26 protein-coding genes, 1 tRNA gene and 1 pseudogene are annotated in these 25,946 nt (G+C 39.4%); 4 read left to right on the top strand and 24 right to left on the bottom strand.

Features of this window, described 5'->3' with window-relative positions:
* Positions 1–33: 33 nt before the first annotated feature.
* Entirely contained in the window at positions 34–570 is a 537-nt protein-coding gene (locus A6J31_RS07175; protein WP_014634931.1) for a DUF536 domain-containing protein, read from the bottom strand.
* A gap of 516 nt (positions 571–1,086) precedes the next feature.
* On the opposite strand from A6J31_RS07175, the gene A6J31_RS07180 reads away from it, so the two are divergent.
* Entirely contained in the window at positions 1,087–1,446 is a 360-nt protein-coding gene (locus A6J31_RS07180) for a metal-sulfur cluster assembly factor (RefSeq protein ID WP_037598415.1), read from the top strand.
* Between the two features lie 158 nt (positions 1,447–1,604).
* On the opposite strand, the gene ilvD is transcribed toward A6J31_RS07180, so the two are convergent.
* Entirely contained in the window at positions 1,605–3,323 is a 1,719-nt protein-coding gene (ilvD, locus tag A6J31_RS07185) for a dihydroxy-acid dehydratase (protein WP_021143714.1), read from the bottom strand.
* Between the two features lie 112 nt (positions 3,324–3,435).
* On the opposite strand from ilvD, the gene A6J31_RS07190 reads away from it, so the two are divergent.
* Positions 3,436–4,617 carry an NAD(P)/FAD-dependent oxidoreductase gene (locus A6J31_RS07190; RefSeq protein ID WP_014634936.1) on the top strand — a complete coding sequence of 394 codons (1,182 nt, stop codon included), beginning with the start codon at positions 3,436–3,438 and terminating at the stop codon, positions 4,615–4,617.
* 71 nt (positions 4,618–4,688) lie between these two features.
* Here the strand turns inward: A6J31_RS07190 and A6J31_RS07195 are convergent.
* The 5 genes from A6J31_RS07195 to A6J31_RS07215 form a co-directional block, all read right to left on the bottom strand.
* Positions 4,689–4,775 (bottom strand) — tRNA-Ser (locus A6J31_RS07195).
* Positions 4,776–4,833: 58 nt separating this feature from the next.
* Positions 4,834–5,475, bottom strand: coding sequence for a tRNA (guanosine(46)-N7)-methyltransferase TrmB (gene trmB, locus A6J31_RS07200; protein ID WP_003096317.1), 642 nt, complete (start codon positions 5,473–5,475; stop codon positions 4,834–4,836).
* A 9-nt stretch (positions 5,476–5,484) separates the two neighbouring features.
* The gene (gene ccrZ / locus A6J31_RS07205; RefSeq protein WP_002884270.1) at positions 5,485–6,276 is read right to left on the bottom strand and encodes a cell cycle regulator CcrZ; all 792 of its coding nucleotides are present in this window, start codon (positions 6,274–6,276) and stop codon (positions 5,485–5,487) included.
* Positions 6,277–6,333: 57 nt separating this feature from the next.
* Entirely contained in the window at positions 6,334–7,368 is a 1,035-nt protein-coding gene (locus A6J31_RS07210; RefSeq protein WP_413081395.1) for an ABC transporter permease, read from the bottom strand.
* The gene (locus A6J31_RS07215; protein WP_080610806.1) at positions 7,368–8,099 is read right to left on the bottom strand and encodes an ABC transporter ATP-binding protein; all 732 of its coding nucleotides are present in this window, start codon (positions 8,097–8,099) and stop codon (positions 7,368–7,370) included. Before A6J31_RS07215 ends, A6J31_RS07210 begins: the two co-directional genes overlap by 1 nt.
* A gap of 64 nt (positions 8,100–8,163) precedes the next feature.
* On the opposite strand from A6J31_RS07215, the gene A6J31_RS07220 reads away from it, so the two are divergent.
* Both A6J31_RS07220 and A6J31_RS07225 read left to right on the top strand, forming a co-directional pair.
* Positions 8,164–8,583: an HIT family protein gene (locus tag A6J31_RS07220; RefSeq protein ID WP_004183267.1), complete on the top strand. Its 420-nt coding sequence runs from the start codon at positions 8,164–8,166 to the stop codon at positions 8,581–8,583.
* Positions 8,580–8,879, top strand: a complete 300-nt coding sequence (locus tag A6J31_RS07225) for a hypothetical protein (protein ID WP_080610807.1) — start codon at positions 8,580–8,582, stop codon at positions 8,877–8,879. The genes A6J31_RS07220 and A6J31_RS07225 overlap by 4 nt, the downstream gene beginning before the upstream one ends.
* Before the next feature lie 186 nt (positions 8,880–9,065).
* Here the strand turns inward: A6J31_RS07225 and A6J31_RS07230 are convergent, their stop codons facing one another.
* The 17 genes and pseudogenes from A6J31_RS07230 to A6J31_RS07310 all read right to left on the bottom strand — a co-directional run bounded on the left by A6J31_RS07230 (position 9,066) and on the right by A6J31_RS07310 (position 25,930).
* On the bottom strand, positions 9,066–10,268 hold the full coding sequence (locus A6J31_RS07230; protein WP_080610199.1) for an IS110 family transposase: 1,203 nt from the start codon (positions 10,266–10,268) through the stop codon (positions 9,066–9,068).
* Between the two features lie 278 nt (positions 10,269–10,546).
* Positions 10,547–11,796 (bottom strand): annotated as a pseudogene (locus A6J31_RS07240) (ISL3 family transposase).
* A gap of 177 nt (positions 11,797–11,973) precedes the next feature.
* Positions 11,974–12,702, bottom strand: coding sequence for a hypothetical protein (locus tag A6J31_RS07245; RefSeq protein ID WP_080610809.1), 729 nt, complete (start codon positions 12,700–12,702; stop codon positions 11,974–11,976).
* 18 nt (positions 12,703–12,720) lie between these two features.
* Positions 12,721–13,356 carry a DUF4230 domain-containing protein gene (locus A6J31_RS07250; protein WP_080610810.1) on the bottom strand — a complete coding sequence of 212 codons (636 nt, stop codon included), beginning with the start codon at positions 13,354–13,356 and terminating at the stop codon, positions 12,721–12,723.
* Positions 13,357–13,374: 18 nt separating this feature from the next.
* Positions 13,375–13,500: a hypothetical protein gene (locus tag A6J31_RS11780; RefSeq protein WP_263969678.1), complete on the bottom strand. Its 126-nt coding sequence runs from the start codon at positions 13,498–13,500 to the stop codon at positions 13,375–13,377.
* Between the two features lie 435 nt (positions 13,501–13,935).
* The gene (locus A6J31_RS07255) at positions 13,936–16,041 is read right to left on the bottom strand and encodes an AAA family ATPase (protein WP_080610811.1); all 2,106 of its coding nucleotides are present in this window, start codon (positions 16,039–16,041) and stop codon (positions 13,936–13,938) included.
* A 734-nt stretch (positions 16,042–16,775) separates the two neighbouring features.
* The gene (locus A6J31_RS07260; RefSeq protein ID WP_080610812.1) at positions 16,776–17,867 is read right to left on the bottom strand and encodes a nucleotidyltransferase; all 1,092 of its coding nucleotides are present in this window, start codon (positions 17,865–17,867) and stop codon (positions 16,776–16,778) included.
* 17 nt (positions 17,868–17,884) lie between these two features.
* Positions 17,885–19,696, bottom strand: coding sequence for an NACHT domain-containing protein (locus tag A6J31_RS07265; RefSeq protein ID WP_060972578.1), 1,812 nt, complete (start codon positions 19,694–19,696; stop codon positions 17,885–17,887).
* A 40-nt stretch (positions 19,697–19,736) separates the two neighbouring features.
* Positions 19,737–20,477 (bottom strand): class I SAM-dependent DNA methyltransferase, encoded by a 741-nt coding sequence (locus tag A6J31_RS07270; protein ID WP_013991077.1) that lies wholly within the window; start codon positions 20,475–20,477, stop codon positions 19,737–19,739.
* Between the two features lie 207 nt (positions 20,478–20,684).
* Complete coding sequence (rsfS, locus tag A6J31_RS07275; protein WP_080610813.1) at positions 20,685–21,035, bottom strand: ribosome silencing factor; 351 nt, start codon at positions 21,033–21,035, stop codon at positions 20,685–20,687.
* A gap of 14 nt (positions 21,036–21,049) precedes the next feature.
* A complete protein-coding gene (locus tag A6J31_RS07280; protein ID WP_080610814.1) occupies positions 21,050–21,550 on the bottom strand; it encodes a cysteine hydrolase family protein in 501 nt (166 codons plus the stop codon).
* Positions 21,551–22,147, bottom strand: coding sequence for a bis(5'-nucleosyl)-tetraphosphatase (symmetrical) YqeK (yqeK, locus tag A6J31_RS07285; protein WP_080610815.1), 597 nt, complete (start codon positions 22,145–22,147; stop codon positions 21,551–21,553). It abuts the gene before it with no gap.
* Entirely contained in the window at positions 22,144–22,776 is a 633-nt protein-coding gene (locus A6J31_RS07290) for a nicotinate-nucleotide adenylyltransferase (protein WP_002884372.1), read from the bottom strand. Before A6J31_RS07290 ends, yqeK begins: the two co-directional genes overlap by 4 nt.
* Before the next feature lie 107 nt (positions 22,777–22,883).
* Entirely contained in the window at positions 22,884–23,201 is a 318-nt protein-coding gene (gene yhbY, locus A6J31_RS07295; protein WP_002884193.1) for a ribosome assembly RNA-binding protein YhbY, read from the bottom strand.
* A gap of 29 nt (positions 23,202–23,230) precedes the next feature.
* On the bottom strand, positions 23,231–24,349 hold the full coding sequence (gene yqeH / locus A6J31_RS07300; protein ID WP_080610816.1) for a ribosome biogenesis GTPase YqeH: 1,119 nt from the start codon (positions 24,347–24,349) through the stop codon (positions 23,231–23,233).
* Positions 24,349–24,876, bottom strand: a complete 528-nt coding sequence (locus A6J31_RS07305) for a YqeG family HAD IIIA-type phosphatase (RefSeq protein ID WP_002891674.1) — start codon at positions 24,874–24,876, stop codon at positions 24,349–24,351. Before A6J31_RS07305 ends, yqeH begins: the two co-directional genes overlap by 1 nt.
* A 136-nt stretch (positions 24,877–25,012) precedes the next feature.
* A complete protein-coding gene (locus A6J31_RS07310; RefSeq protein WP_080610817.1) occupies positions 25,013–25,930 on the bottom strand; it encodes a DMT family transporter in 918 nt (305 codons plus the stop codon).
* Between the last annotated feature and the right edge of the window lie 16 nt (positions 25,931–25,946).

The following is a 25,946-nucleotide window of genomic DNA, read 5'->3' on the forward strand; positions in this document are numbered from 1 at the left end:
AGTTAAAGCTGAGACTGAGTCCCAGCTTCTTTTTTATTTTCCAAATAGACGTCCAAAGAAACTTTTTTTTGAAGCTTCTTCTTGTTTGGTCTGGATTTCTTCCACTTGGGCCTTGGCTTCATCAACCTCAACCTTAGCCTCATCGAGTTCCAGTTTAAGCTCTTCCTTGTCCTTCATCGCAGTCAAGGTCAATTGCTGCTGTTGATCGATTTGCTTATCCTTTTCAGCGATTTGAACGTCTTTGACACGCAATTGATCATCCATGTTAGACAACTGCTCATCCTTAGCCTTCAACTGAGCATAAAGACGGGCAATCTCAGAGTTTTTCTCGTCTACAAGAATCTCTAACAACTCACGTTGCTTTGTTTCTTCATCGATTGGCTCATCGTCAAAGATGGTTTTCTTGTAGATTTCCTCCAACTTAATCAAGCCACTGCGTTTAACGACAGTAACCCCTTTAGCATTTTTTTCTAGATCTTCTTCTGGAAGTTGTTTGACACGATTATTGACCGCTTGACGACTAACGCCAAGGATTTCAGCAATCTCGCTGACTGTCTTTTCAATACTCATAATAGCCTCATTTTCTCTTGAAATGTCTTACTATGAGAATATCACAATCACTCCTTTCTGTCAATTTGACTAGTTATTCTGGATACCTGAAGGGCTCTTTTTAAGTCACTTTTTCCTTTCACTCTTCAAACAATTTACTTGATAGGAAGCTAAGCTTTTGGTAAACTATGTGTGGGTATAAATGTATATAGAAGGAAAGTCTTTGACTTAAACAATCGGTACTTCCAAATTGGCTTTGGTCGGTATCAGATCTGTTGTATCTAGGAATGGTGGGAACAATTCCACAAGGTTTGGGATTTTCATTCTTGCTCCAATTATGGGTGGCATTCGAGCAACTTTGGTTGCAAAACTGCTTAATATTGAAGCATAAATCACATTATCTTCAACGGTTTGACTGTTGGAGTTTTTTTATTGTCAATCCACTCGCTCACTATAGTCTCATATTGCCATCCGAGATTGAAAAAAGCCCTAAATTGTGCCATAATAAACAAAAGCAAAATAGAAAGAATGAGTCCTATGAAAAACTTCCGTGATGATATTAAGGTCAATGATTTGGCCCAGCCCTTCTTAGAGCCAATCGTTGAACAAATGACCACTGTATTCGACCCTGAGATTGAGCTAGATATTTACAACCTTGGTTTGATTTATGAAATCACCGTCGATGAAAATGGCCACTGCTACTTCCTTATGACCTTTACTGATACTGGGTGTGGCTGTGAAGAGACTATGCCTTATGAAATCGCTGAAAAGCTAAAATCCATTGACGGCATTAACTCTGTCAAGGTGGAAACCACTTATTCACCAGTCTGGAAGATGACACGTATTAGTCGTTATGGACGTATTGCCCTTGGTATCTCACCTCGAGGCGGAAAATAAAAGGAAAACCGATTGGACATTTCCAACCGGTTTTTTATATTGAGCTAACAGCAGATAGACGATCACTTGTCATAATGCTGCCATCAACCGTCTCAGGACTTAACATCAAAAAATCACATCGCACATATGTCCGGTGTGATTTCTTTTATATTAGTAAATTAGGCTTTACCTGATTTATCCATGTTCCAAAAGTCGGTAACTGCACCACGAGATGCTGAAGAAACGATGTGAGCATACTTACCGAGGACACCACGGCTATAAAGTGGTGGCAACTCAGTTTTAGCTTTACGTTTCGCCAACTCTTCGTCTGAAACGTGCATAGTAATTTCTTTGGTATCTTGGTCAACTGTAACCATATCACCTGTACGGAGGTAGGCAATAGGTCCACCAACCTGAGCTTCAGGAGCAATGTGACCAACAACGAGTCCGTAAGTACCGCCTGAGAAACGTCCGTCTGTCAAGAGGGCAACCTTGTCCCCTTGCCCCTTACCAACAATCATTGATGACAATGACAACATTTCTGGCATACCAGGACCACCCTTAGGACCTACAAAACGTACAACAACTACGTCGCCATCAACGATTTCATCAGAAAGAACGGCTTCGATGGCATCTTCTTCTGAGTCAAATACTTTAGCAGGACCAGTAATGTTACGAACTTTAACCCCTGATACTTTGGCAACCGCACCTTCTGGAGCCAAGTTACCTTTCAAGATAATCAATGGACCATCAGCACGTTTAGGATTTTCAAGCGGCATGATGACTTTTTGACCTGGTGTCAAATCATCGAAGGCCTCCAAGTTTTCTGCAACAGTCTTACCAGTACATGTGATACGATCACCGTGAAGGAAACCATTCTTAAGAAGGTATTTCATAACGGCTGGCACACCACCGACGTTGTAAAGGTCTTGGAAGACATATTGACCTGAAGGTTTCAAGTCAGCCAAGTGAGGTACACGCTCTTGGAAATCGTTGAAATCTTCAAGTGTCAAATCAACATTAGCAGCGTGAGCAATAGCGAGCAAGTGAAGTGTCGCATTGGTTGAACCACCAAGTGCCATTGTGACAGTGATGGCATCTTCAAAGGCTTCACGTGTCAAGATATCTGATGGTTTAAGACCTAGTTCAAGCATCTTAACAACTGCACGACCTGCTTCTTCGATATCTGCTTTTTTCTCAGCTGATTCTGCAGGGTGAGATGATGATCCTGGAAGACTCATCCCCATTACTTCGATGGCTGTCGCCATTGTGTTGGCAGTATACATACCACCACAACCACCAGGGCCAGGGCAGGCATTACATTCAAGTTCTTTAACCTCTTCAGCGGTCATATCACCGTGGTTCCATTTACCGATACCTTCGAAAACAGAAACCAAGTCGATATCCTTACCGTTAAGATTACCTGGTGCAATGGTACCACCATAGGCAAAAATCGCTGGAATATCCATGTTAGCAATGGCAATCATAGAACCAGGCATGTTCTTATCACAACCACCGATTGCAACAAAGGCATCGACGTTGTGACCACCCATAGCTGCTTCGATTGAGTCAGCAATGATATCACGAGATGTCAATGAGAAACGCATCCCTGGTGTCCCCATGGCAATACCATCGGCAACGGTAATCGTACCAAATTGAACCGGCCAAGCACCCGCGTCTTTAACACCCTCTTTGGCAATTTGACCAAAACCGTGCAAGTGGATATTACATGGTGTGTTCTCAGCCCAAGTTGAGATAACCCCAACAATAGGCTTTTCAAAACTATCATCCGTCATCCCAGTCGCACGAAGCATGGCACGGTTAGGTGATTTAACCATGCTATCGTAGACAGATGAACGGTGTTTCATGTTATTTTCAGACACGATATTTTCCTCCATAGTTAATAACTATTCTAATTTAAACTTCTACTCCTATTCTAACATAAATTGTCTAAAAAAACTGACCATTTACCAACTATTCTCCCTTTTTAAATTATGCTAAAATAAAGGCATGAAACATTTTGATACTATCGTTATTGGTGGAGGGCCTGCTGGCATGATGGCAACCATTGCCTCAGCCTTCTATGGCCAACAAACCCTCCTAATTGAAAAAAACAAACGTCTCGGAAAGAAGCTGTCTGGTACTGGTGGTGGACGTTGTAATGTTACTAACAACGGGACTTTAGACGACCTTCTAGCAGGCATTCCTGGTAATGGACGTTTCCTCTATAGCGTCTTTTCACAATTTGATAACCACGATATCATTGCTTTTTTCGAGGACAATGGTGTCAAACTCAAGGTTGAGGATCACGGACGTGTCTTCCCTAAGACAGATAAATCACGGACCATCATCCAAGCTCTGGAAAATAAAATTCAAGAACTGGGCGCTAGTATCCTTACCAATACAGAAGTTGTCTCCGTCAAAAAAGTTGATAAGCAATTCCAAGTTAAGTCTTCAGACCAGACTTTTACCAGTGATAAACTCATCGTCACAACTGGAGGAAAATCCTACCCATCGACTGGTTCAACTGGTTTTGGACATGATATTGCCCGCCATTTTAAGCTCCATGTCACTGAACTTGAAGCTGCGGAAAGTCCACTCCTAACCGACTTTCCTCACAAGGCTTTACAGGGAATTTCTCTTGACGATGTCACTCTGTCCTATGGCAAACACAAGATTACTCACGACCTTCTCTTCACCCATTTTGGCCTATCTGGACCAGCCGCCCTACGTCTTTCTAGCTTTGTTAAGGGTGGTGAGATTGCCCATCTGGACTTTCTTCCCAACCAAAGCCAAGAAAATCTCAAGACTTACTTTGAGGAGAATCGCGAAAAATCTGTCAAAAACACCCTCAAAGCGCTTGTGCCTGAGCGTGTTGCTGAATTCCTAGCAGAAGATAAGGCTGACAGCAAGGTTAAACAACTACGCCCCAAGGACTTGGAAAACATTATCAGTCAGCTTAAGGACATGGAAATCCCAATCACAGGTAAAATGTCACTTGCCAAATCCTTTGTGACTAAAGGTGGCGTTGACCTTAAGGAAATTAATCCCAAGACCCTAGAAAGTAAAAAAGTCCCTCACCTACACTTTGCAGGAGAGGTCCTTGACATCAATGCCCATACCGGCGGTTTTAACATCACTAGCGCCCTCTGTACTGGTTGGGTAGCAGGTATCCAGAGCCCTTGGGATTAGAAAGATTTTTCAATTAAGGACAACAAAAAGTTCCCTTCTGTCATAGAAGGGATTTTTTGTCTATTTCTCAAAGGAGAGGAGGGGATTCGAACCCCCGAGCCCCGTTAAGGACTACACGCTTTCCAAGCGTGCGCACTCGGCCTCTATGCGACCTCTCCACATCAAACGATTAGCCTATTAATGGCTAATCGTTATTTTTAATCAAGTTTTCAAGAGTTAATCTTTAAACTGGGCCTCTACTCGATAGATGACCTGACCTTTTTCTGAGAACTTACGCTCGTATTCAGTCATGACGTTGCCTTCATAATCACTGGCATGAAGGTCCAACCAAACTTTGTTGAGAACCATTCCATACTGTGAAAAGCTCGCCAAACTGTATTCAAAAAGTCCACGATTGTCTGTCTTAAAGTGAATCTCTCCATTTTCAGGCAAAATTTGCTTATAAGTATCTAGGAAAGTCTTGTATGTCAAACGACGTTTCTCGTGGCGACTCTTAGGCCATGGATCTGAGAAATTCAGATACATCATATCCACTTCGCCATCTTCAAAATAATTGGTCAAGGCTGAACCATCCACGCGCAAGAGTTTGACATTTTCAGCACCCGAAGCCAAAACCTTATCCAAGGCATAGCTCAATACAGACAGCTGAATATCAATACCAATGTAGTTGATGTCAGGGTTTTGTTGGGCCATACCAGTAATGAAGGCCCCTTTACCAGATCCTACCTCGATATGGATAGGATTGTCATTACCAAAAAGCTCATGCCACTTACCTTTAGCAGCCTCCGGCTCAAGGATAACGTACTGAGGATGGTTAGCTAGGTGTTCCTCTGCACCTTTACGTTTTCTAACTCGCATGTCTACTTTCTAATATCTGTGCAAGGTCTCTCTGAATTTACGAAGTTCATAAATTTCTCGGTTGGCATGTTCCATATCACGACTATCAAAGAATTTTGAAATCTGTGTCAAATATGAAAACTGCCCATACCAATAAATCTTGTCCATCACAAGGTCGTTGTTCTTATAGCCATAGTATGACAACCACTGTGGCCAATGTGCCAATGGAATGTAATGGCTGAGGATCTGCGCCACATCATACATACGATCTGTTAGACGTACAGAATCCCAATCAACCAAATAAATCAATCCTGAGGTTGTGATGACAAAGTTACTATGACGAGCATCTCCGTGAACAATTGTTGCAATTTCCGCACGAAACTCTGGAAGATGACGTTTCAAATCTCTAACAACGTCTTGAAGGAAGCCATTTTCACGCAATTGGTAAGCGGCATTTTCCTCCCACTCGTGTAGAAGATCGAAAGGATTTTCAATATGATAATCCAACTGCAAGAGTTGATTAACCAAGTGTTTAGAGCGGTGCAAATTACCAAGAATTTGGATAATCTGTTTACTGTTCATGTCATGTTTGGTCAAAATACGACCATCAAGCCACTCCTGTGCACTCATCATGTCACCATTTCCCAGACGCTTAGCCCACAAGAGCTGTGGTGCAATCTGTTCCTTGGCAAGAGCTGCCAAGATTGGTGTTGTATTCATCTTCACAAAGACGCGATCTCCGTTTGGGTAAGTTCCCATATAGGCCTTACCACTATTTCCTTTGAGAGGAGTCAGGCTCAAATCTTTATCTGTTGATGTCACCTAGGCATCTCCTTTTTCTTTAGTCATTCGTTTCTATTTTAACTTATTTAATAGGTGTTAGTCAATCATCTTCTTAAGCTTGGCTGGTAGGTAAACAAGGCTCAGAACTAGCATCATTCCAACCAAAATCAGGCTAAACTTAAGGTCGAAGAGACAAATAGCCTGTACCAGAGTCATCCCAAGTACAATCTGGCTAATCAAGCGCTTAAGATTGCTTACCTGCATGTCTTTTCCAACTGGCATAAGGTTAGCCATTCTCTGATAAGCAAAGTGCGATTTAAGTGCCGTGAGCTGAAAGAGCAAGAGGTAATCAAAAACAACCACAAGCACCATAGCCAACCATTTTTCAGGAACCAAAAAGATAACTAGAAGTGTTAGGGCAAACAGGCGTAAACTAAGGGCAAAGTAATCCCCAGAACGCAAGAAGGCTCTTAGGTAAAGATTGTACCAAGTATGTTCCTTGTCTTTCTTTGTACGTTTGAGAATACCATCCAAATAAGCACGGCGTTTAACACTCGACGTAATCCCTTTAACATTGGTAAAGAGTGAAAAGAACTTCAGAATCGATTGTTGACGCTTATTTTCCGCTGCAATAGCCTCAGTCCAATTCAGTCCAGACTGCTTATAAAAAGGTTGAGCCTTTTTCTGAAAAATGAAGTACTTAAGAATAGCCATAGCCACAGCTACAAGGATAACTCCCCAAACTGGAAGTCCCAAGGCTAAAAAGAGCGGAATAACCAAAATAAAAATCAGGGTTTGTACTATTACCCAAAATCTAAAAGCACGCCCTGTTGCCTTCTTAACATGGTCTAGCACCTCTTCTTCCTTAACCAAAAGGTAGTGCTTGTCCGCAGGTTCTAGATAAGTCGCAATATTCCCCCAGAAAGGTAATAACAGACAAAGCACAAGCAAGCCAAGAATGATTGCCCACGGATTTTTTGGAAAATGCTTCAGCAACTGGCTATACTGAACCAAGACAAAGCCTAGCAGAAAGAGAAGAACCAAGATAAAATGATCATTAAAAACGTAGCGACTATACTTAGCACAGCGGGCATTAAATCGCTTGCTACGCTCCTTAAATAGCTTAGCTATCATGACAATTCTCCCTTAGTTAACTGCATGTAGATATCGTTAAGACTAGCACTATCGTCGCCAAAAGTCTGACGGAGCTCCTCGAGAGTCCCCTGTGCTAAGACTTGACCGTGATGCAAGATCACAAAGCGATCACACATCTTCTCAGCTGAATCCAAAACGTGGGTAGACATGAGAATCGCCTTACCCTTAGCTTTTTCCTCAGCTAAAAGCTCAATTAGGTCGGAGATTGCCAAGGGATCCAAACCCAAGAAGGGTTCATCAACAATGAAAAGACTGGGGTTAACAATAAAGGCACAGATAATCATAACCTTCTGCTTCATTCCCTTTGAAAACTGAGTCGGGAACCAGTCCAATTTTTCATCTAATCGAAAGATTTTGAGGTACTTGTCCGCACGTGCCATCCCCTCAGTCACATCAAGACCATAGGCCATCAACACCGTTTCCAAATGTTCACGAAGCGTCAACTCTTCATAGAGACTTGGCGTTTCAGGAATATAGCCAATCTTCTGACGATAGCTAGCTGGATCTTGTTGAATAGTTAACCCATCAATGGCAATCTGTCCCCCATAAGGTGTTAAGAGACCAATAATCTCGTTAATTGTTGTTGATTTCCCAGCACCATTAAGACCAATGAGACCAACCAATTCACCATCAGCCACCTCAAAAGTCACATCTTTTAGGACGGGAATATTAGCGTAACCACCCGTCACCTTTTCTAATTTAAGCATTATCTTTTCTCTCTTTGGTATGATATAATCTATTATAACAAAAACTCATGGAAAGGTCGTTATTATGGATAATTGTATTTTCTGTAAAATTATATCTGGAGAAATCCCTTCATCAAAAGTCTACGAGGACGACAAGGTTCTAGCCTTCCTCGATATTTCACAAGCTACAAAAGGACATACCTTGGTTATTCCTAAAGAGCACGTTCGTAACATCTTAGAAATGTCTGCTGAGACTGCTGAGACTGTCTTTAGCCGTGTTCCAAAAATTGCTCGTGCCGTGCAAAAAGCAACAAAAGCTATCGGCATGAATATCCTTAATAACAACGAAGAAGTTGCTGGACAAACCGTCTTCCACGCTCATATTCATCTCGTTCCTCGTTACGGTGCAGACGATGGTATCCACATGGGATTTGACGAACACGAACCAGACTTCGCTGCCCTGGCCGACCTTGCTGACAGCATCGCTAAAGAGGTAACAGAATGAAAATCGGACGCTTTCTAGCTCTTGGAACTCTTGCCTACGGTGCCTACTACGCCTATAAACGACGTGAAGACATCAAAGAGGAAATCCTAGACCTCAACCAATCACGAGAAAATATCTCTCACGATCTGGACAATATCAAACGCAACCTTGACATCATCAAGGAACAAAACCTTGTTCTCGCTGACATCAAACAAGACCTCAACTATAAAACACGCGTCTTCAAAAAAGACCTCGAACCCCGACTCAACATCATCCAAGAACGCTTGAAAAAATATCAGGGTGATGATAAAGAATAAAGGGCTCTTTTCTACCATTTGTCAAGTCTATCAAGGCTTTAAGTAAAAAAAGAGATAAGACAGTAGCTATTCTGAGGTTACTGTCTTATTTTTAACCCTTTTTTATCCATAAATGGGCATGCTAAAAAAACACCTCATCTGGTATTTTTTGAAACAAGGTGTTACAATAATACGGCATAGACAGCCTTATCGATTTTGGGTCAAAGAGTAATCGTAAAGTTTGTTATGCGTAATGAGGTAATACATTGTTCGAATGAGACGATGTATAGAGGCAATCGTATGTGGCTTAGTTGAAGCTATTGTCGATTGTCTTTTTCGTTTCTCATAAAAGTCAGCGATATGGCAGGGATTGGTATGACTAGCTGAAGCGATGTTGTGAATGCACTTGAACAAGATTTTTCTGGCATAGGGATTACCTCGTTTAGTGATGTGTTCCTTGGCGAGAAAGTTCCCAGATTCGTAGTGTTTCAGGTCAATGCCAATAAAAGCGTTGATTTGATTGGTAGACTGAAAGCGACGAATATTTCCCAACTCGCCAATGATAGATGTCGCTGTGGTTTCTGCGATGCCAGGAATTGACCGTAAGATGTCATACTCTGGTAAAGGCTGAGCTAGAGCTACCATGTCGCTTAAGACAACTTGTCTGCGTTCAGAAAGACGAAGCAATTCTTGAGCATAGTAACGAACCTCTTCAAGCATTGGAGAGGTTTTCTTGACCGCACAATAAGACTGATTAGCTAGTTTTATAAGCTTATCTACTAAGTAAGTTACACGTTTTTCAGAGATGCGTTTTGATGTAGACTGACGGATAATCTCACACAAGTTACTTTGAGATAGGCTTAATACAAACTCTTTGCATGGAAAAGCCATCACTAAGTTCCAATATTGCTCTCCAGTAGGTGTGGATAATAGATTTTCCAATTCAGGAAAGGTGACTTGTAGAACCTTGTGCAGACGGTTTTTAGTTCGAACAAGATCTTCTGTCATATTTTGATAGAAACGGCTTAAATCACGCAGGTGTTGATAAACTTCTTCCTGCACGTAAGTTGGTTTACGATTGTGCACAAGCTGAGATTTAGCCAACTTTTCAGCGTCAATTTTATCTGTTTTACGAACTCGCAGACTGTCCAATTGCTTCTTAGCTTCCAGTGGATTTAGCCGTGTGTAAGCGTAACTATATTCCTCAAGAAAGGCTTGAAGACGTCGAGAATAGACACCTGTAGCCTCAAATATAATCTCAGGGTTATGAACAGTTTTCAAGTCGCCCAACAGGCGATTGAATCCAATGGCATCATTGAGTATGGTGTAGCCATGAACCTTCTCACCGTTGACTAAAATGGCCACCTCAGAACTTGTTTTACTGACATCAATTCCAAATACTGCACGCATGACATTACCTCTTTTGTCTTGAATAATTCCATGTTTTAGTGATTTTATTTTCAATACGCGACGTTTAGCGTCCTACATACTTTGATCAAACTCCACCTAAAACAAGGTGTCTTGCCAGTTTGTCAAGCGACGTCTAGCGCCATAGAGCCCTACGACTTTACAAGACACCACTACTTTAACATAAAGAAAAAGTAGTGAGTACTCTCTCCCGTCGGAGATTTCTTCACTACTAATCTTAGTATGTTTGTCAACTGTAGTGGGTGACGAAAAGCTAACATCTAGAGAGGACCGGATAGGTCCTCTTTTTATGTATGTTCAGAGTGATGAAGACACGCTTCTTAAAGTTGATGAAGTTTCTGAAATCAAATCCTAGACGTTTGATGTCTTTGATCAACTTATTAGTCGCTTCGAGTTTTGCGTTTGAATAGTCCGTTTCTAGGGCGTTTTTGATGTATTGCTTGTGTCTAAGAAAAGTCCTAAAGACAGTTTGAAAATCATGATTGACGACATTTAAGTTTTCTTGAATGAGCTCAAAAAACTCATCTACTCTTTTCTCCTGAAAGTGAAAAAGTAAAAGCTGGTAAAGAGTATAGTAGTTGGTGAGTTCTTCTGAGAAAATCAATGTCTTCTCAACAACTTCATGTGGTGCTAAAGTTTGGCGGAAAGTCTTTGAATAGAAAGAGTTGAGAGATAACTTACGGCTGTCCTTTTGGAAGAGTCGCCAGTGATTTTTCAAGGCTCGATAGGGTAGTGACTTCTTATCAAACTGGTTCATAATCGCAATTCTTGTCTTTAAAAAGGCACGTCCAAGGTGCTGGATAATGTGGAAACGATCAAGAACGATTTTGGCGTTTGGAAAGAGTCTGCGGGCTAGTGGGATGTAGGCTCCAGACATATCCATTGTGATAAACTGCACCTGTTGTCGTACTTTCAATGGATACTTCAAAAAATAGTTTCGTATAAAGGTTTGGCGACGATTATCAAGGATGGTTATGAGTTCGTTTGTCTCATAGTTCTGTGCCACAAAAGCCAATTCACCTTTCTTGAACCCAAACTCATCCCAGGACATAATAGCTGGGAGTTTGTCATAATGTTCCTTGAAAGTAAACTGATCAAGCTTACGATAGACAGTGGACGTTGACACACGAAGCCTTCTGGCAATATCAGTTAGTGACACCTTCTCAGTTAGGAGTTGTGTAACCTTTTGTCGGACTAGATTGGAGATTTGGCAGTTTTTCTCAACGATAGATGTCTCAGCTACCGTGACTCTCCTACAATTTTTACACTGGAAACGACGTTTTTTCAGACGTAGTAGAGTTGGAGTTCCAGCTTGCTCGAGAAGAGGGATTTTAGAGGTTTTTTGAAAGTCATATTTGATCATCTTTCCTTGGCAGTGAGGACATGATGGTGCAGGATAATCAAGTTTTGCTTGAATCTCGATATGAGTGTCAGATTCAAAAACAAGTGAAATCTTGATATTTTGGTCTTTAATTCCGATTAATTCTGTGGTATTCTTAATAAGTCTCATAAGTTCTTCCTAATGATGGTTTGGTCACTTTTCATTATAGTTCTTATGGGACTTTTTGTGTACACTCAAAAAGCTCTATAATCTCTACAGTGGTTTTACCCACTACAGAAATTATAGAGCCGAATAAAGGTAAGTAGTTTGTGCTACTTACCTTTTTTACTGATGAAAAATAGACAACTACTTGTACTCTGTAAAAATCAATTTAGCATCGTCAGCCTTTGTTGACTCGTCATATCCACTATAATTAATACTTAAAACTTGATTTTTCTTTAATTTAACAACAACATCTGTATTGCCTGGATTATATTCTTGGCTTTTTGAAGTATTTGAATCTAAATCTTCAATAGTGAGACTCCAACCAAGATTACTAAATTCTGGATTAAGATTAACGTTAGTACTTAATTTGTAGGTTCCTTCCTTAATATCTCTACCTACAATAAATTCTCCCTGACCAAGTTCATTACTTGGCTCAACTTCCTTAGGTACCGCATTAAATTTTACTTTAGAAATATTTTGTAATTGAAGAGTATCTCCATCAAATAAAATAAGTCTAATCTTTGAAGCATCATTTGTAATATTCCCAACTGCACCTGCAACAAAGTTTATAAAAAGACCATCTTCAGACTTTCTTGTTCCTAAAATATTCCCTGAACCACCCGTAACTTCAATATCATAGATTCCCGGCTCAACATCACCTTTTTTGCCTACAGTAATATCATCAGTAACATAAATTTCATCTGTAGATTTAGAGCTATCAATAAGTTTTTGGAAAGGATCTGATTTAGCAGTATGAACCTTTGATTGTTTTACCTTTGGATTTCCCTCTGACTTTTTACTATCATTTTGGCATCCCACTAATCCGATACCAACGAACATCAAAAGAACAAATGTGATTAACTTTTTCATAATCTTTTCTCCTAAAATTTATTTTTTACTTTGAACTGTTACTGTTGCTTCAGAATCGATTGATTTGATCAGCGAAGTATAATATTTTTCTGCTGACTCCTCTATTATACTTCTGTGCTCGTTTAAATAAGATTCCTGTTCCTTATTAGAAAATCCTTCTGCTACTGCCTTACCAGTATCAATATTAGGGGTTGAGGCACTCAATATACCCCCACTAGTGTCATATAATTGATATGGATTATCTTTATCTAGTCCTACACCAATGGATTCAAACTTAGACAAAGTCACGAGATAATGGTGTTCACCTTCTTTACTAATAGAAACACCTTTTTTGATACCGAATTTTGCAGTATAGTTGAGAATAATAATCGCTCTCTTTTCAGAACCAGGAATCACAAATTTAGTACCAAATAACTTTGTATTATCTTTAATTGTCTTAACTTTCTGTATACCAACATTTAACAAAACCACTTCTTGAACTTTTTCAATTTTTTTGATTGTTGAGTATGTATTTGTAGTTTGGTTCGATTCACTATTGGCTTTAGAAAAACTAATATATAATCCTAAAACTAAACCCAGTAAAGCAATAAGTCCAATACCTACTACTTTCCAAAGTAAAATCTTTGTTTTAAAAAATCTTTTTACTAATTTCATTTACATTCTCCTATACTCCTACTTTTTAAAAAATAACTGAACTAACAGTGCTAAAATTACAATACCAGCTGCAATTAGGGGGTTCAACATTGCTATTCCTACAAGAAGTAGAATAGCCAAAATCCACAAAACTACTTTTAACATTATTTCTCCTTATCAAATAACAAAAGATTGTAATATTAAACCCAAGAAATCACTAACTAAAATTTAATTTTACACAAAAATTATATAGCGATATGAATGCGTTGTCAACGCTTTCTTGAAAATAGAATATATTTTTAACTATTTATCATATTATCATAATTTAAACAATTTTATCTCATCTTATATTTAAGAATAAATATGCAAGTCACAGCTATACACAATACAAGACTTTCCGCTGTGCTAAAAGTGAGAGAAGCAATAATGTTTCCCTCACTCGGAAGATTTGAGACCCAGGCTCAAATCTTAGGAATGGAATCCGCTAGGAAGTCACTTCCGTCCCTAGCACCCAAGGAAAGTCTAAAAAATTTATAAAAAGAAAAGCAGAGACGTTTAACATCTCTGCTTCATAAATAGGATTAGGAGGCTTTATGCTTTTTATTTAGCATCTTTTTCTTTGATAACCAAGACACCATCTTCCATATCAGCTTCTAGGTGTTTAGCATCAAGGTTATCCAAGTGGAAGTCTGTGACTTTGTCACGGATTTGTTGTTCAACCACACGGCGGAGTGGACGAACACCCATGACTTCGTCGTAGCCTTCTTCAGTCATGTATTCTTTAGCAGCTTCGCTAACTGCCAAGTCAATGTCTTTCTTAGAAAGCGTCTTGTTAACTTCAACCAACATAAGGTCTACAATCTTAGAAAGATCTTCTTTGCTCAAGTGTGAGAATTCGATGACAGCATTGAAACGGTTAAGGAATTCTGGACGGAAGTAAGGTTTCAAACGATCCATAAGTTCTGGTTTATCAGCATCTTCTGTCAAGTTAGCTTCGTAACCAAAGCCAGCGTTTGAAGTTGCGATAATCACAGTATTCTTGAAGTTTACAGTGTTACCTTGACCATCTGTCAAACGACCATCATCCAAAACTTGGAGGAGAAGGGTGATGACTTGAGGGTCAGCCTTTTCAATTTCGTCGAGAAGGACGATTGAGTATGGGTTACGGCGAACACGTTCTGTCAAAGTATTGCTATTGTCATCATAACCAACATAACCAGCTGTTGTACCAATCAATTTAGAAACGGCTGTGCGGTCGCTGTATTCTGACATGTCCAAACGGATGATAGCATCTTTTGTTCCGAACATATCAAGAGCCAATTGTTTAGCCAACTCAGTTTTACCAACACCAGTAGGTCCTACAAAGAGGAAGCTACCAATTGGACGGTTACCTTCGTCAAATCCTGCACGGTTACGACGGATAGCACGTGCCACTGCTTCAACGGCTTTATCTTGACCGATAACTTTAGTTTGCAAACGGTGGCCCATATCTTTCAAACGTTCGATATCAGTTGCTCCCATTTGCGATACTGGGATACCAGTCATACGTTCTACAGATTCAGCCACATCGTTAACAGTTGCAGTGACTTTAAGGTCTGCTGTATGGTTAGCAATTTTCTTTTCAAGTTCTTCAATACGAACCTTAGCGTTTAGAGCTGCTTCGTAGTCTTCTTTGGCAGCTGCAGCTTCTTGTTTAGCTTTTTCTTCTTCAATTTCATGTTCAACAGCATTCACATCAGTCACTGGGTGTTGAGCAGCCAAGTGAGCAGCTGTTACATCGACAAGGTCGATAGCCTTATCTGGCAAGCTACGTTGTGGAATGTATTGTACAGAGAAATCTACCGCTGCCTTCAAAACATCATCTGGCAAGATAACATTGTGGTGTTTTTCATAAAGATCACGGATACCTTGGAGAATCTTGAAAGTATCTTCAGCAGAAGGAGCATTGACCTTAACTTCGTTGAAACGACGAGCTAGGGCAGCGTTCTTCAAGATAGTGTTACGATATTCATCTTGAGTTGTTGCACCAATCACTGTCAATTCACCACGTGAAAGAGCTGGTTTCAAGATATCAGCAAGACCTTTAGACCCTTGACCATCACCAGTGCTTCCGGCACCAAGAATTTGGTGGATTTCATCGAAGAAGAGGATAATGTTTCCAGCTTCTTTGACTTCGTTTACCAAGTTTTGAATGTTTTCTTCAAAGCTACCACGGTATTGAGTACCAGCTTCAAGTCCAGAAATATCAATTGAAATGATTTCTTTATTCTTGATAGCAGCTGGGACATCACCATTGACGATGGCTTGAGCCAAACCTTCAACTACGGCTGTTTTACCAACCCCAGCATCCCCGACAAGGACTGGGTTATTCTTGGTACGACGAGCCAAGATTTCGCAAGCTTCTTGGATTTCTTTGTTACGTCCGATAACAGGATCCAATTTACCTTCACGAGCTTCTTCAGTCAAGTTACGACCAAGTTTAGCAATAATACCATCTTGTTTAGGTCCTTTACCTTGATGTTGAGTTGGGTTCACTGCTTCACCTTCATTACCAGGCAATTGACCTGTTTGACGGTAGATAGCAAATTCTTCAGGTGTCACTTCACGACCGTTAATCATGTAGCGACGGTTTTCTGAACGGTAACCACCCATGTTACCCATCAATTGATTGAAAAGATCATCCATATTGTTAAAGTTGTTGTTCATATAATTACCTCGTTTTGTGTTTTCTTGTGAAATTTTTTAAGTGTTATTTTTATGTTAATGTGTTTTTTTGACTTTTACTGACCAAAATCCTAAAAATTTTTAGTAGCTTTAACTACTCTTCTAATAATTTCAGGTTTTGCTCTTGGTAGGAGACTGAGAACTTTCACAGTCTTAAATAAATTGTCATTTAGCATAAGAGCCACCTTCTTTCTGTGAATCTCTCAATATAGCTAACTCCCAAGCCTCTTTCAAAACTATGAAGAGTTTCGACGAAAGAAACTTGTACATTAAGGAATCCTTTTTCCTTATAGTTTTATCATATACCTTTCATTTGATCAGGTCAAGAATTTAGTTTTGACTTTTACTGACCTTTCAGATGAAAATTTTTGCAGACTAGCTGCAATCCTTTTTTATTGGTATATGGGCTATTTACACAGCCTTCATAAGGATTTCATTTCCTTATGTTTATATTGTACAACATTGGTCAGTAATAGTCAATAGTTTTTTTGACTTTTTTTGACCTTTGTTATCATTTTTTTGTAGCCAAACCAAAATAACTTTATGACAAGTATTTAGGCTAGCACTACAAGATTTATAAGGAAGATAAATCCTTATGTGACTATCATACACTATTAGTCAGTAAAGGTCAATGGTTTTGTTTGATCTTTTTTGACCTTGTTGAGAATATTTTCCGAAAAGTAAAAAAGCCTACCAAGGGTAGACCTTCTATAAAACTATTTTACTCTATGCGGTATGCGTCCGAAGTTTTGTTCGGAAAGCTCGAGATTACCTAATTGATAAACATTATCCGCTTGTTGTGTAAGCATATCCCAAGGCTCCCTTCCAATCCGAGCCACTATATCCACAGACTTTTTCACAGATTTGAGATGAGCCTGCCCTTTTTGAGAAAATCCAAGCACATGAATAGATTCAGGTAAAGGATTTTCCACAGCTCCAACCAGGATATAGGTCAAAATACGACGTACCCGTGCTTTTGTATAGCGTTTAGTCGCCACCTTATCCACTAGTTCCTCCACAGAAGAAACCTCACGAATAGCAGCTTTTAAACGACTGGCAATCTCTTCATTCACCTGGAAAACGCTAGTCAAATCAGGGTTTGTAAGAATCTGATAAACCAACAATTGGAAATAATTATCCCAAGAGACCTGTGGAGAAGTCTGAAAAAGTTTGCTATTGGGCATGAACTTATCCACAAAATCACTATCTTGCTTGTGGAGACGTAGACTGGTCGCTGAGGCGAAAGATACTTTCTTGTCTGAGGAATGATAGCCAGCTCCTTGTCTCTGAATAGGAGTCAACTTAATACCCTTACCAGCACAAGCTTTGGCATAGGCTAAGCCTAGGATATGGTTGGGTGTGTTGCCAGTAAAGTCCACACCAGCAAACTTTTCCCACATTTTTTGAGTCTTCTGTGGATAAGACAAATCACTAGCCAAACTTTCCACAAAGTCTTCCATTTCCTCTGACTTTTCAGCATAGACATCTGCTATCGCCTGGTAGTCTAGGACTTCTTCCGTACCAAAAGTAAGGCTATCAATTCCCAGTCGGGACAAGATTTCGACGGCTCCAGCCGCAAAATAATCGGCAGACTGGACTGATGTCAAGAAAGGCAACTCCACCACGAGGTCTGCCCCATTTTCCAAAGCCATCTGAGCTCTAGTCCACTTATCCACAATAGCTGGTTCACCTCGCTGAACAAAGTTCCCAGACATGGCAACGATTTTTACGCCTTCGGCATGATCTAGGAGATACTTGTGGCCGTTATGAAAAGGATTGAACTCAGCAATAATACCTATAACTGTCATTTTATACCCTTTGTCTGTTAAATTGAATCTATTATATTCTGTAGACTCCGTTTTTGAGTGGTTGTTTCCTCAACGAATTTAATTGACCATTCTTTTAAGTAATTGTGTCTACTAAAATACCAGCCATTTACCCACTTATTTATCAAACATTTTTCATCATCTGTCAACATGTTATAATTTTTTCTTTCACCTATCTTCCAATTAGATACTATACTAGCCTCTAATTTTTTTATACTTTCAAAATCACTTATTGACAAAATATTTACGCCTATGTTATCAAATATTAAAAATTGCAAAGTGAAGTAGAAGTAAACTTCATTTGTTAGTGAAAATCCTAATACAGATTTACTTCCTCTGCTGCCTTTGTCACAGATAAAGTATTTAAAACATGTACTAATTCTCTCTGCGATATCTCCCATTCTCCTATACTTTTCATCTATACTTTCTATAATTGGAATACATAAATTTTTGAAAGTTCTTTCTTTCTGTATCGTGAAAAGTGCATTCATAAAAGTTCTGTGGGAACTAATATTATTTCTATCTGCTTCAGACCACTTAACTAATATCTGTCTTTGAAGTTTATCATCTAGTTGATTAATACCTACTGCAGCAAAGTATTCTTGGAAAGAACGATGAGAGAACTTTAAACTAACACCTTCTTGAAGCATCATGCAAGCACTGTGAGTCGCATCATAAACTATATCATTCGTCTTTAATTCAAAGTTATTTTTTAAACAATATTTAGTAATTATATCATCAAGTGTAGTTCTATCGAAATCTACTTTCCCATCAAAGAATGTTTTCAAACCAATGTATGCTAATATATTTCGAAATTCCTCAGGGGTTAATTTTGCTTTTAGTTCTCTTTTGTATCCTGATTTAGATGCATCATGTCTTTGGTACAATGTATAAAAGGCCTGATTGTAAAAATCAGTTAAATTATTTGGAATAGAAGCCCCAGCTTCATAAGTCATTAACATAATCGTTAACAGGAGTGGGATAGAGGCAAAAGATTTATGAGTATCATATAAATGACCATTTAATTCTTTATGAAAACGTTTTTTTACTTTTTCATCATACTTAAGTTTATTGATTAAAGCTAGTGCCTGCACCTTATCCATTTTACTAATTTCATACTCAATAAATTGATTCCATCCTATAAATTCCTCAGACGGTCTTGAAGATAAAACATACCGATTTTCATTGTATAAAGTTACAAACTCTTTAATCTCTCTATCTAACCACGAACGTTTTGACGGATTTACTTCATCTAATCCGTCAAAAATTATTGTATATCTTCCAGCATTTAAAGTCACCTCAAAATATTGCTTTTCTAAATCTAAATGATGGCTTCGAATCTCATGATAAATAAAATCAATTAACCTGTTGTCCAAAAACTCAAAATCATTAAGAGATTTTAACTCAATAAAAATTGGAATTGATGTAGCTTGTTGTATTTGGTCGATAAAAATATGTTTTACAAGCATTGATTTACCAATCCCACCAGTTCCTGTCAAAATAATATTAGACGACTTATTAAAAATCTGCTCAGTATTATCAGTTTCTAGCTTTTCTAAATCAGCGCTATTCAAATAAACATGTTCATAGAAATCATATATAAACTTACCTTCGTTTTTATAAAGCAATGTTTTAACTTTAGAATATTTATCATAAGTAAATTTTAAATAATTCTGATAAACAACACCTAACTCCTCTTCTGTTTTAAACTGTAAGTCCTTATAAATTTGCTTTAACTTTTGATAAATTTTGGGTATATTGGTAATCACTTCTTTTTCAATAATTTCACCAAATGGTACTGGTATACTCATTTTTCCTTACCTCCTAAGCATAAGATTAACAATATTTTATTTACTTCTGTGCCACAAAGAACCAACGTGCACTAGTTTCAGTAGGTTCCTTATCCTCGAAATCGGCGTAAAGCTTGAAGGATTTGAAGCCAGCCTGCTCCAGCAAGATATCATAAGTCAAGACCTCATAGGTACGCTCCTCATGCACCTCATCATGACGGCTAAAGCTCCCATCTTCCTCTTGAACAAAGAAGGTCAATTCATGGACGATAGAATGCGGAGCCGCATCCTCGTAAGTATCCCAAAGCATAGCAAAGTCTTCTGCATTTTCATGATAGGAATAGCCAGGGAAAACCTCATCTGTCTGGTAGGTCGAATGCACATCAAAGATAAAGACACCATCTTCATTAAGTGCATTGTAAACCTCTTTGAAGACGTCCCCAACCTCTACTTCGTCTTGCATATAGCAGATTGAGTCTGAATAACAGGTCACAAAATCATACTTGCCAGCTTGTGATAAATCCAGCATGTTGCCTTCAATAAAATCGATTTTCTGCTTGGCAGAAGACGCACGCTTCTCCGCAATCTTCAACATATCAGCACTCAAATCAAGTCCAGTGACATCAAAACCAGCTTGAGAAAAACGTACCGATTGAATCCCTGTTCCACAAGCCAATTCAAGCAATTTCTTTTTGTCCTTAGTCTTTGGCAAATGACGGAGGGAAAAATCCGTCCACAAATCGTAAAGACTGTCATCCATAACAGCGTCATAGACCGCCGCAAAAGTTTCATAAGTAGCCATAAATCAAGATACAAAGAGCGTCAAAAGCACAGAGAAAATAGGAAAATTTCTGCCGTATCGCCAGTACAAAGAAAGTTTATCTTTATCTCACAGCTTTTAGCTCGTGTTCAGTTGACAAATTAACTAAACACGAGGCCCTATCCTTTCTTTCCATTAGATTTTCAATTAAGCAACAAAACCCAGTTGTCGCCAACTGAGTTCAATTTCTTATGCCAAATAAGCTGACACATCCACCATTGGTGCTTCATGCCAGAGTTTTTCGAGGTTATAGTGTGCACGCTCATCTTCTGTAAAGATGTGAACAACGACGTCGTTAAGATCCAAAAGAATCCAACCACCCTTATTGTCACCTTCCATGTGACTAGCGTCCACACCAGCTTCTTTAACTTTCTCACGAATGTTGTCCGCAATAGCTTCCAACTGACGGCTATTCATGGCACTCAAAATAACAAAGTAATCTGTTAGGCTAGTAAGACCATACAAATCTAGGGCAACGATGTCTTCAGCTCGCTTTTCATCAGCAGCTTTGACAACCAATTCAAGTAATTCTTCTTTCATTTAATCCTCTTTCATTAAAAAATCGTTTTGTAATCTAAGACATCCGCAAAACGCTCATCCCAAATGTTCTCATAAAATTCATTAATTGTTTCTGCCGGAATGTCATCTCCATCAAAGGTTGTAACAGCACCTTCAGGAATTACTAGCTTGTAGCCGTGTTCAAAAGCAACTTTAACGGATGTATCGACACAATATTCTGTTTGCATACCACACAAGACTAGTTGTTTAATTCCTTGTTGCTCCAAGTATTCTTTTAAACCTGTCTCTTTAAACATACTATTGTATTGCTTCTGAAACACCTTTTCATCAGGTTGTCTCTTTAATAGTGGCGATAATTGCCAATCTTCAGAGGTTAGAGCCTCATTTGTTTCAATATGTTGAATGTAGATGATTTCAATCTGCTGTTTTCTAGCCTGATCTTGTAAATAAGAGATTTTCTCTAACAGCTTTTTTGTTTCAAAACCTGTTTCTACTAAGATATTTTGTACATCAATAATGATAAAAGCAGTTTTCACTCATTGATCCTCTTTCAAGTACTTCACAAAAGCATTATAGGTTTCCAAGGTTTGCGGGAAAATCGGTAAGGCCTGATGAGCCAAGTGTTCCACGGTATGAACTGTCTCAAAAGCAACGGCCTTATCCAAGGATTGCTCTGCTACTTGTCTAGCTTCCTCTACCAAAGGGAAATTACGGTTATGCTCAATATAATCAGCCACATAAACTATCTTATCTAGGGTTGACATTTCATGGCTTCCGACGGTATGAATTTCAACACTGCGTAGAATTTCGGGATCAGTCAATCCCAAATCTTCTTGGATTTTGTAAATCCCAACCATGCCATGCCAGACATTGTTTCCCCATTTTTTCAATGCAGGATCAAGCTTATATTTATCAATAAGCCCCAAGAATTCCTGATCTGGAAGTTCCTTGGCATAATCATGAAGCAAACCAGCCAATCCGGCTTTCTCAGTATCATATCCGTACTTTTCAGCAAGAGCAATAGCAGCTCGCTCAACACCCAGGACATGATTAAAGCGTTTAGGGCTCATGACCGCTCGAATCTTTTCAAGAAGTTCTTCACGAGAATAGTCTAGATATTTTTCATAGGTCATTTATAGAGCCCCGCTTTCTTGATGTAGGCAAGTACAGACTGTGGCACCATAAAGTTAGGTGTGCGATCCTTCTTAATGTAAGCTCTAACTGCACTCGAACTAATATCCATAAGGGGCACATCCACCCAAATAACTGGGTAAGAGGTTCCAGCCTTATACTTAGGACGCTGAACACCAACAAATTGTACCATCTCGATAAGTTCATCAATACGATGCCACTTAGGTAGGTATTCGACCATATCCGCTCCAATAATAAAGTAATAATCCGTATCAGGATTAGCCTCTGTCAAGAGCTTCATGGTGTCATAAGTATAGCTAATTCCCTTACGTTCCAACTCAATGGTTTCGATGTCCAATCCTTCGATACCGTTAATAGCCAACATAAGCATATTAAGTCGGTGTTTTTCATCAATGGTTTCTTTTTTATCTACATGAGGTGGCTCATATTCAGGCATGAGAAGAACTTCATCGAGACCTAATTGCTGACGCACCTGGTCAGCAACAACCAAGTGGGCATTGTGGACAGGATTGAAATTTCCACCTAATATTCCTACTTGCTTACGACCTGTATCCTTGATTTCTTCCTCTAGTTGAACCTTTGTAAATGGGGTTACGAGATCTAGTGCCATGTACGCCTCCTCTTTCTCAAGCATTATACAACTGACTTAAGGCTAGCTTTAATGCTTCAAAAGTGTTCCTATACCTTAGTTTGTCCTTCACCAAGCAAAGTCAGCAACTATTTTTGGATAGCCTTGACCTTTGGTGACAACTTGCGATTTTCTTTTTTAGCTGATTCTTTATAGAGAATCAAGATACGTCCAATCTTAAGGACTGTATCACAGCCAATTTCTTCTTCCAAGATTTCAGCAACCTCATGAATATCTTCCATAGTATTTTGGAGTAGGGTTACTTTGATCAATTCACGGGCATCAAGGGCGTTGCGAACGCTAGTTTTGATATGGTCGTTAAGACCGTTTTTCCCGATTTGTACAATAGGTTTAAGTGTGTGTGCTTCCGATTTGAGGAAGGCACGTTGTTTTGATGTTAATGACATGTTTATTCCTTTTAACTACTTAATTAAGTTTAAATAATCGCTTTTCGTACGACAACGCCAACTCCTTCTGGTGCCCAAGCAGCAACGATGGTTGGTTGGTCTGCTTTTCCTTGGACACGGATCCATCCTAGTCCCGAGAAGACAATGTCTGTCTTATCTTTGACAGTGAACTCGTGACGAACAAGTTTTGGAAAATCGGCAAGATCCTTTGGCCCAGGAGGCATGAGGAGACTTCCAACATGCTTATCATAGAAGGCATCTGCGCCTTCTAGTTTGGTACGATGAAGCTTTAGATTATTGTCAAAGAAGGCTGTAAATCCTTGTTTATCACCATCAATAAAGTCAAAACGTCCTAGTCCACCTAGGAATAGGGTTTGGCCTGCATTTAACTGATAAGTCTTCGGTTTGATTTCCTTCTTAGGACTAACGTACTTGAGGTCCTTAGCTGACAAATAGTGCGCCATCTGGTGTCGGTGAATAATTCCTGGTGTATCAAAAATATAGCTACCGTCATCCAATGGGATTTCAATCTTATCAAGGGTCGTTCCTGGAAAACGAGAGGTTGTGATAACATCTTTATCACCAGTAATTTCTTTGATAATGGCATTGATTAAGGTTGATTTACCAACATTCGTCACACCAACAACATAGACATCACGACCCTTACGGAGGTTTTCAATACGTTGGATTAGCTCTTTAATGGCATGGTGATTTTGGGCAGACGTCAACATGACATCCACCGGACGCATGCCTTCTTCGTGGGCACGTTCTGTCAACCATTGGGTTACCTTACCATCTTTAACAGATTTAGGCAGGATATCCTTTTTATTTCCAACCAAGAGCACATCATTACCCGAAACAAAGCGTGATAAGCCTGGTATGATTGATCCATTAAAATCAAAAATATCAACGACATTGACAACGAGGGCATCACTATCACCAACTTCATGAAGCAATTTTAAAAATTCATCATCTGTGATGTGGACATCCACAATCTCATTGTAATGACGAAGACGGAAACAGCGTTGGCAGTATAACTCACCTGTTTCTTCGGCCTTTTTAATAGAGCTAGCAGGTGTGAAACCTGCTTTTTCTTTATCTTCTGTTTGAATTTGGGCTCCACACCCAATACAAAATAATTCTTCCATTAAATTCCTTTGTTGAAGGTCATTGGACCATATGCTTTTTCAATCTTTTTCCACATGCGACGTTCACGCCAACGGTTAAACTTGGTTACCCAAGCATCTGATTTCACCAAAGGCTTGACCAAAATCGATCGAATTCCAGCTCTGTGGCTAGCTCTGATGTCAGTCATTAGCTGGTCCCCCACCATAACGACCTCGTCTCGGTTAAAGTGGTAACGCTCAATCGCTTCATTAATGCCTTTAGTGAAAGGCTTCATGGCACGACTCACGAAATCCACATGGAAATTGGCAACCGCACGTTCAACACGTTCATATTTATTGTTAGAGACCACAACTACCGGAATATCAGCCTCTGTCATCTCATCCAACCAAGCACGTAGCTCAGGAGTCCCATCAGGGTTGTTCCAAGCAATCAAGGTATTGTCCAAATCGACCAAGACGGCACGAATACCGTGTTCACGTAGCTGGTCAGGTTTCAAATCATAAACAGCCTCCACCATAAAATGGGGCCTATAATCGTCTATAGTCATTTTCTCTCCAAAATGTTAGTTTACCTCTTATTTTACCATATTTTTAAGGTTTATGTGTGAGACTTAAGTCCTATTTTTTAAGAACATCCTTTACAGAACAATAAAGAAAAGAGCCACGATCACTCAGGCTCCAATCTTATCTTTGAATTTTTTCTTGTTTTTTAAGTGCAACTAAATTCTTAAGCGATATGATGATAACAGCAAGAACAATTAAAAACATTCCAACCACATCAATGGCAAAGAAGCGGTCCCCCATAATTAATACGGTCAAAATGACCGATGCTATAGGTTCTACCGAAGCCAAGAGACTCCCTTTGACAGCTCCAACCATGGTTGTCCCCTTAAGAAAAACGGTGTAAGCAAAGACTGTCCCAATGAAGATCAAACCAAAAAGCGCTAAGAGATTTCCCCCAGTCAAAGAAAGCTTATACTTCCAGGCTTGGATAACAATCGGAAAGATTAAACCACCGATCAACAGACCTAAACCAATGACAATCAAACTACCCCATTTTTCAATAGCCTTAGCAGGCAGTAAGATATAAAGTGCATAGGTCACCGCCGAAAAGAGACCCCAGAACAAGCCCAGAGGTGTAATCGCCAGCTCCCTTATCTGACCATGCGTTGCGATGGTAAAGGTTCCCACAATAGCCATGATAATCGCCACTAGCTCTGCTGCTGTTGGGAACCTACGATATTTTGCACATACAAAAGCCAGGATGATAACTGGGGTGACATACTGCAAGACCGTCGCTGTCCCAGCATTAGTGTATTGAATAGCACTAAGATAGGCGTACTGATTTAGTACCAGACCAAAGAGAGCAAATAAGGCGATACTTACTAAGGTTTTTCTATCTTTAATAGCTTGTACTAATTTGTCTCGCTGCCTAAAAAAGACCGAAGCCGTTAGTAAAATACCAGACAGAAGCAAACGTAAACTCGTCAAAAGATTGACATTAACACCATGAGCCATTAGGTATTGACCAGAAACTCCTGAAAATCCCCAGGCAATTCCTGCAGTTATGACCATCAGACTACCTTTTAGCGTCTTTGACATAGTCGCCTCCCAAATC

The organism is Streptococcus sp. FDAARGOS_192 (assembly GCF_002073815.2).
GTDB classification, from domain to species: domain Bacteria; phylum Bacillota; class Bacilli; order Lactobacillales; family Streptococcaceae; genus Streptococcus; species Streptococcus salivarius_H.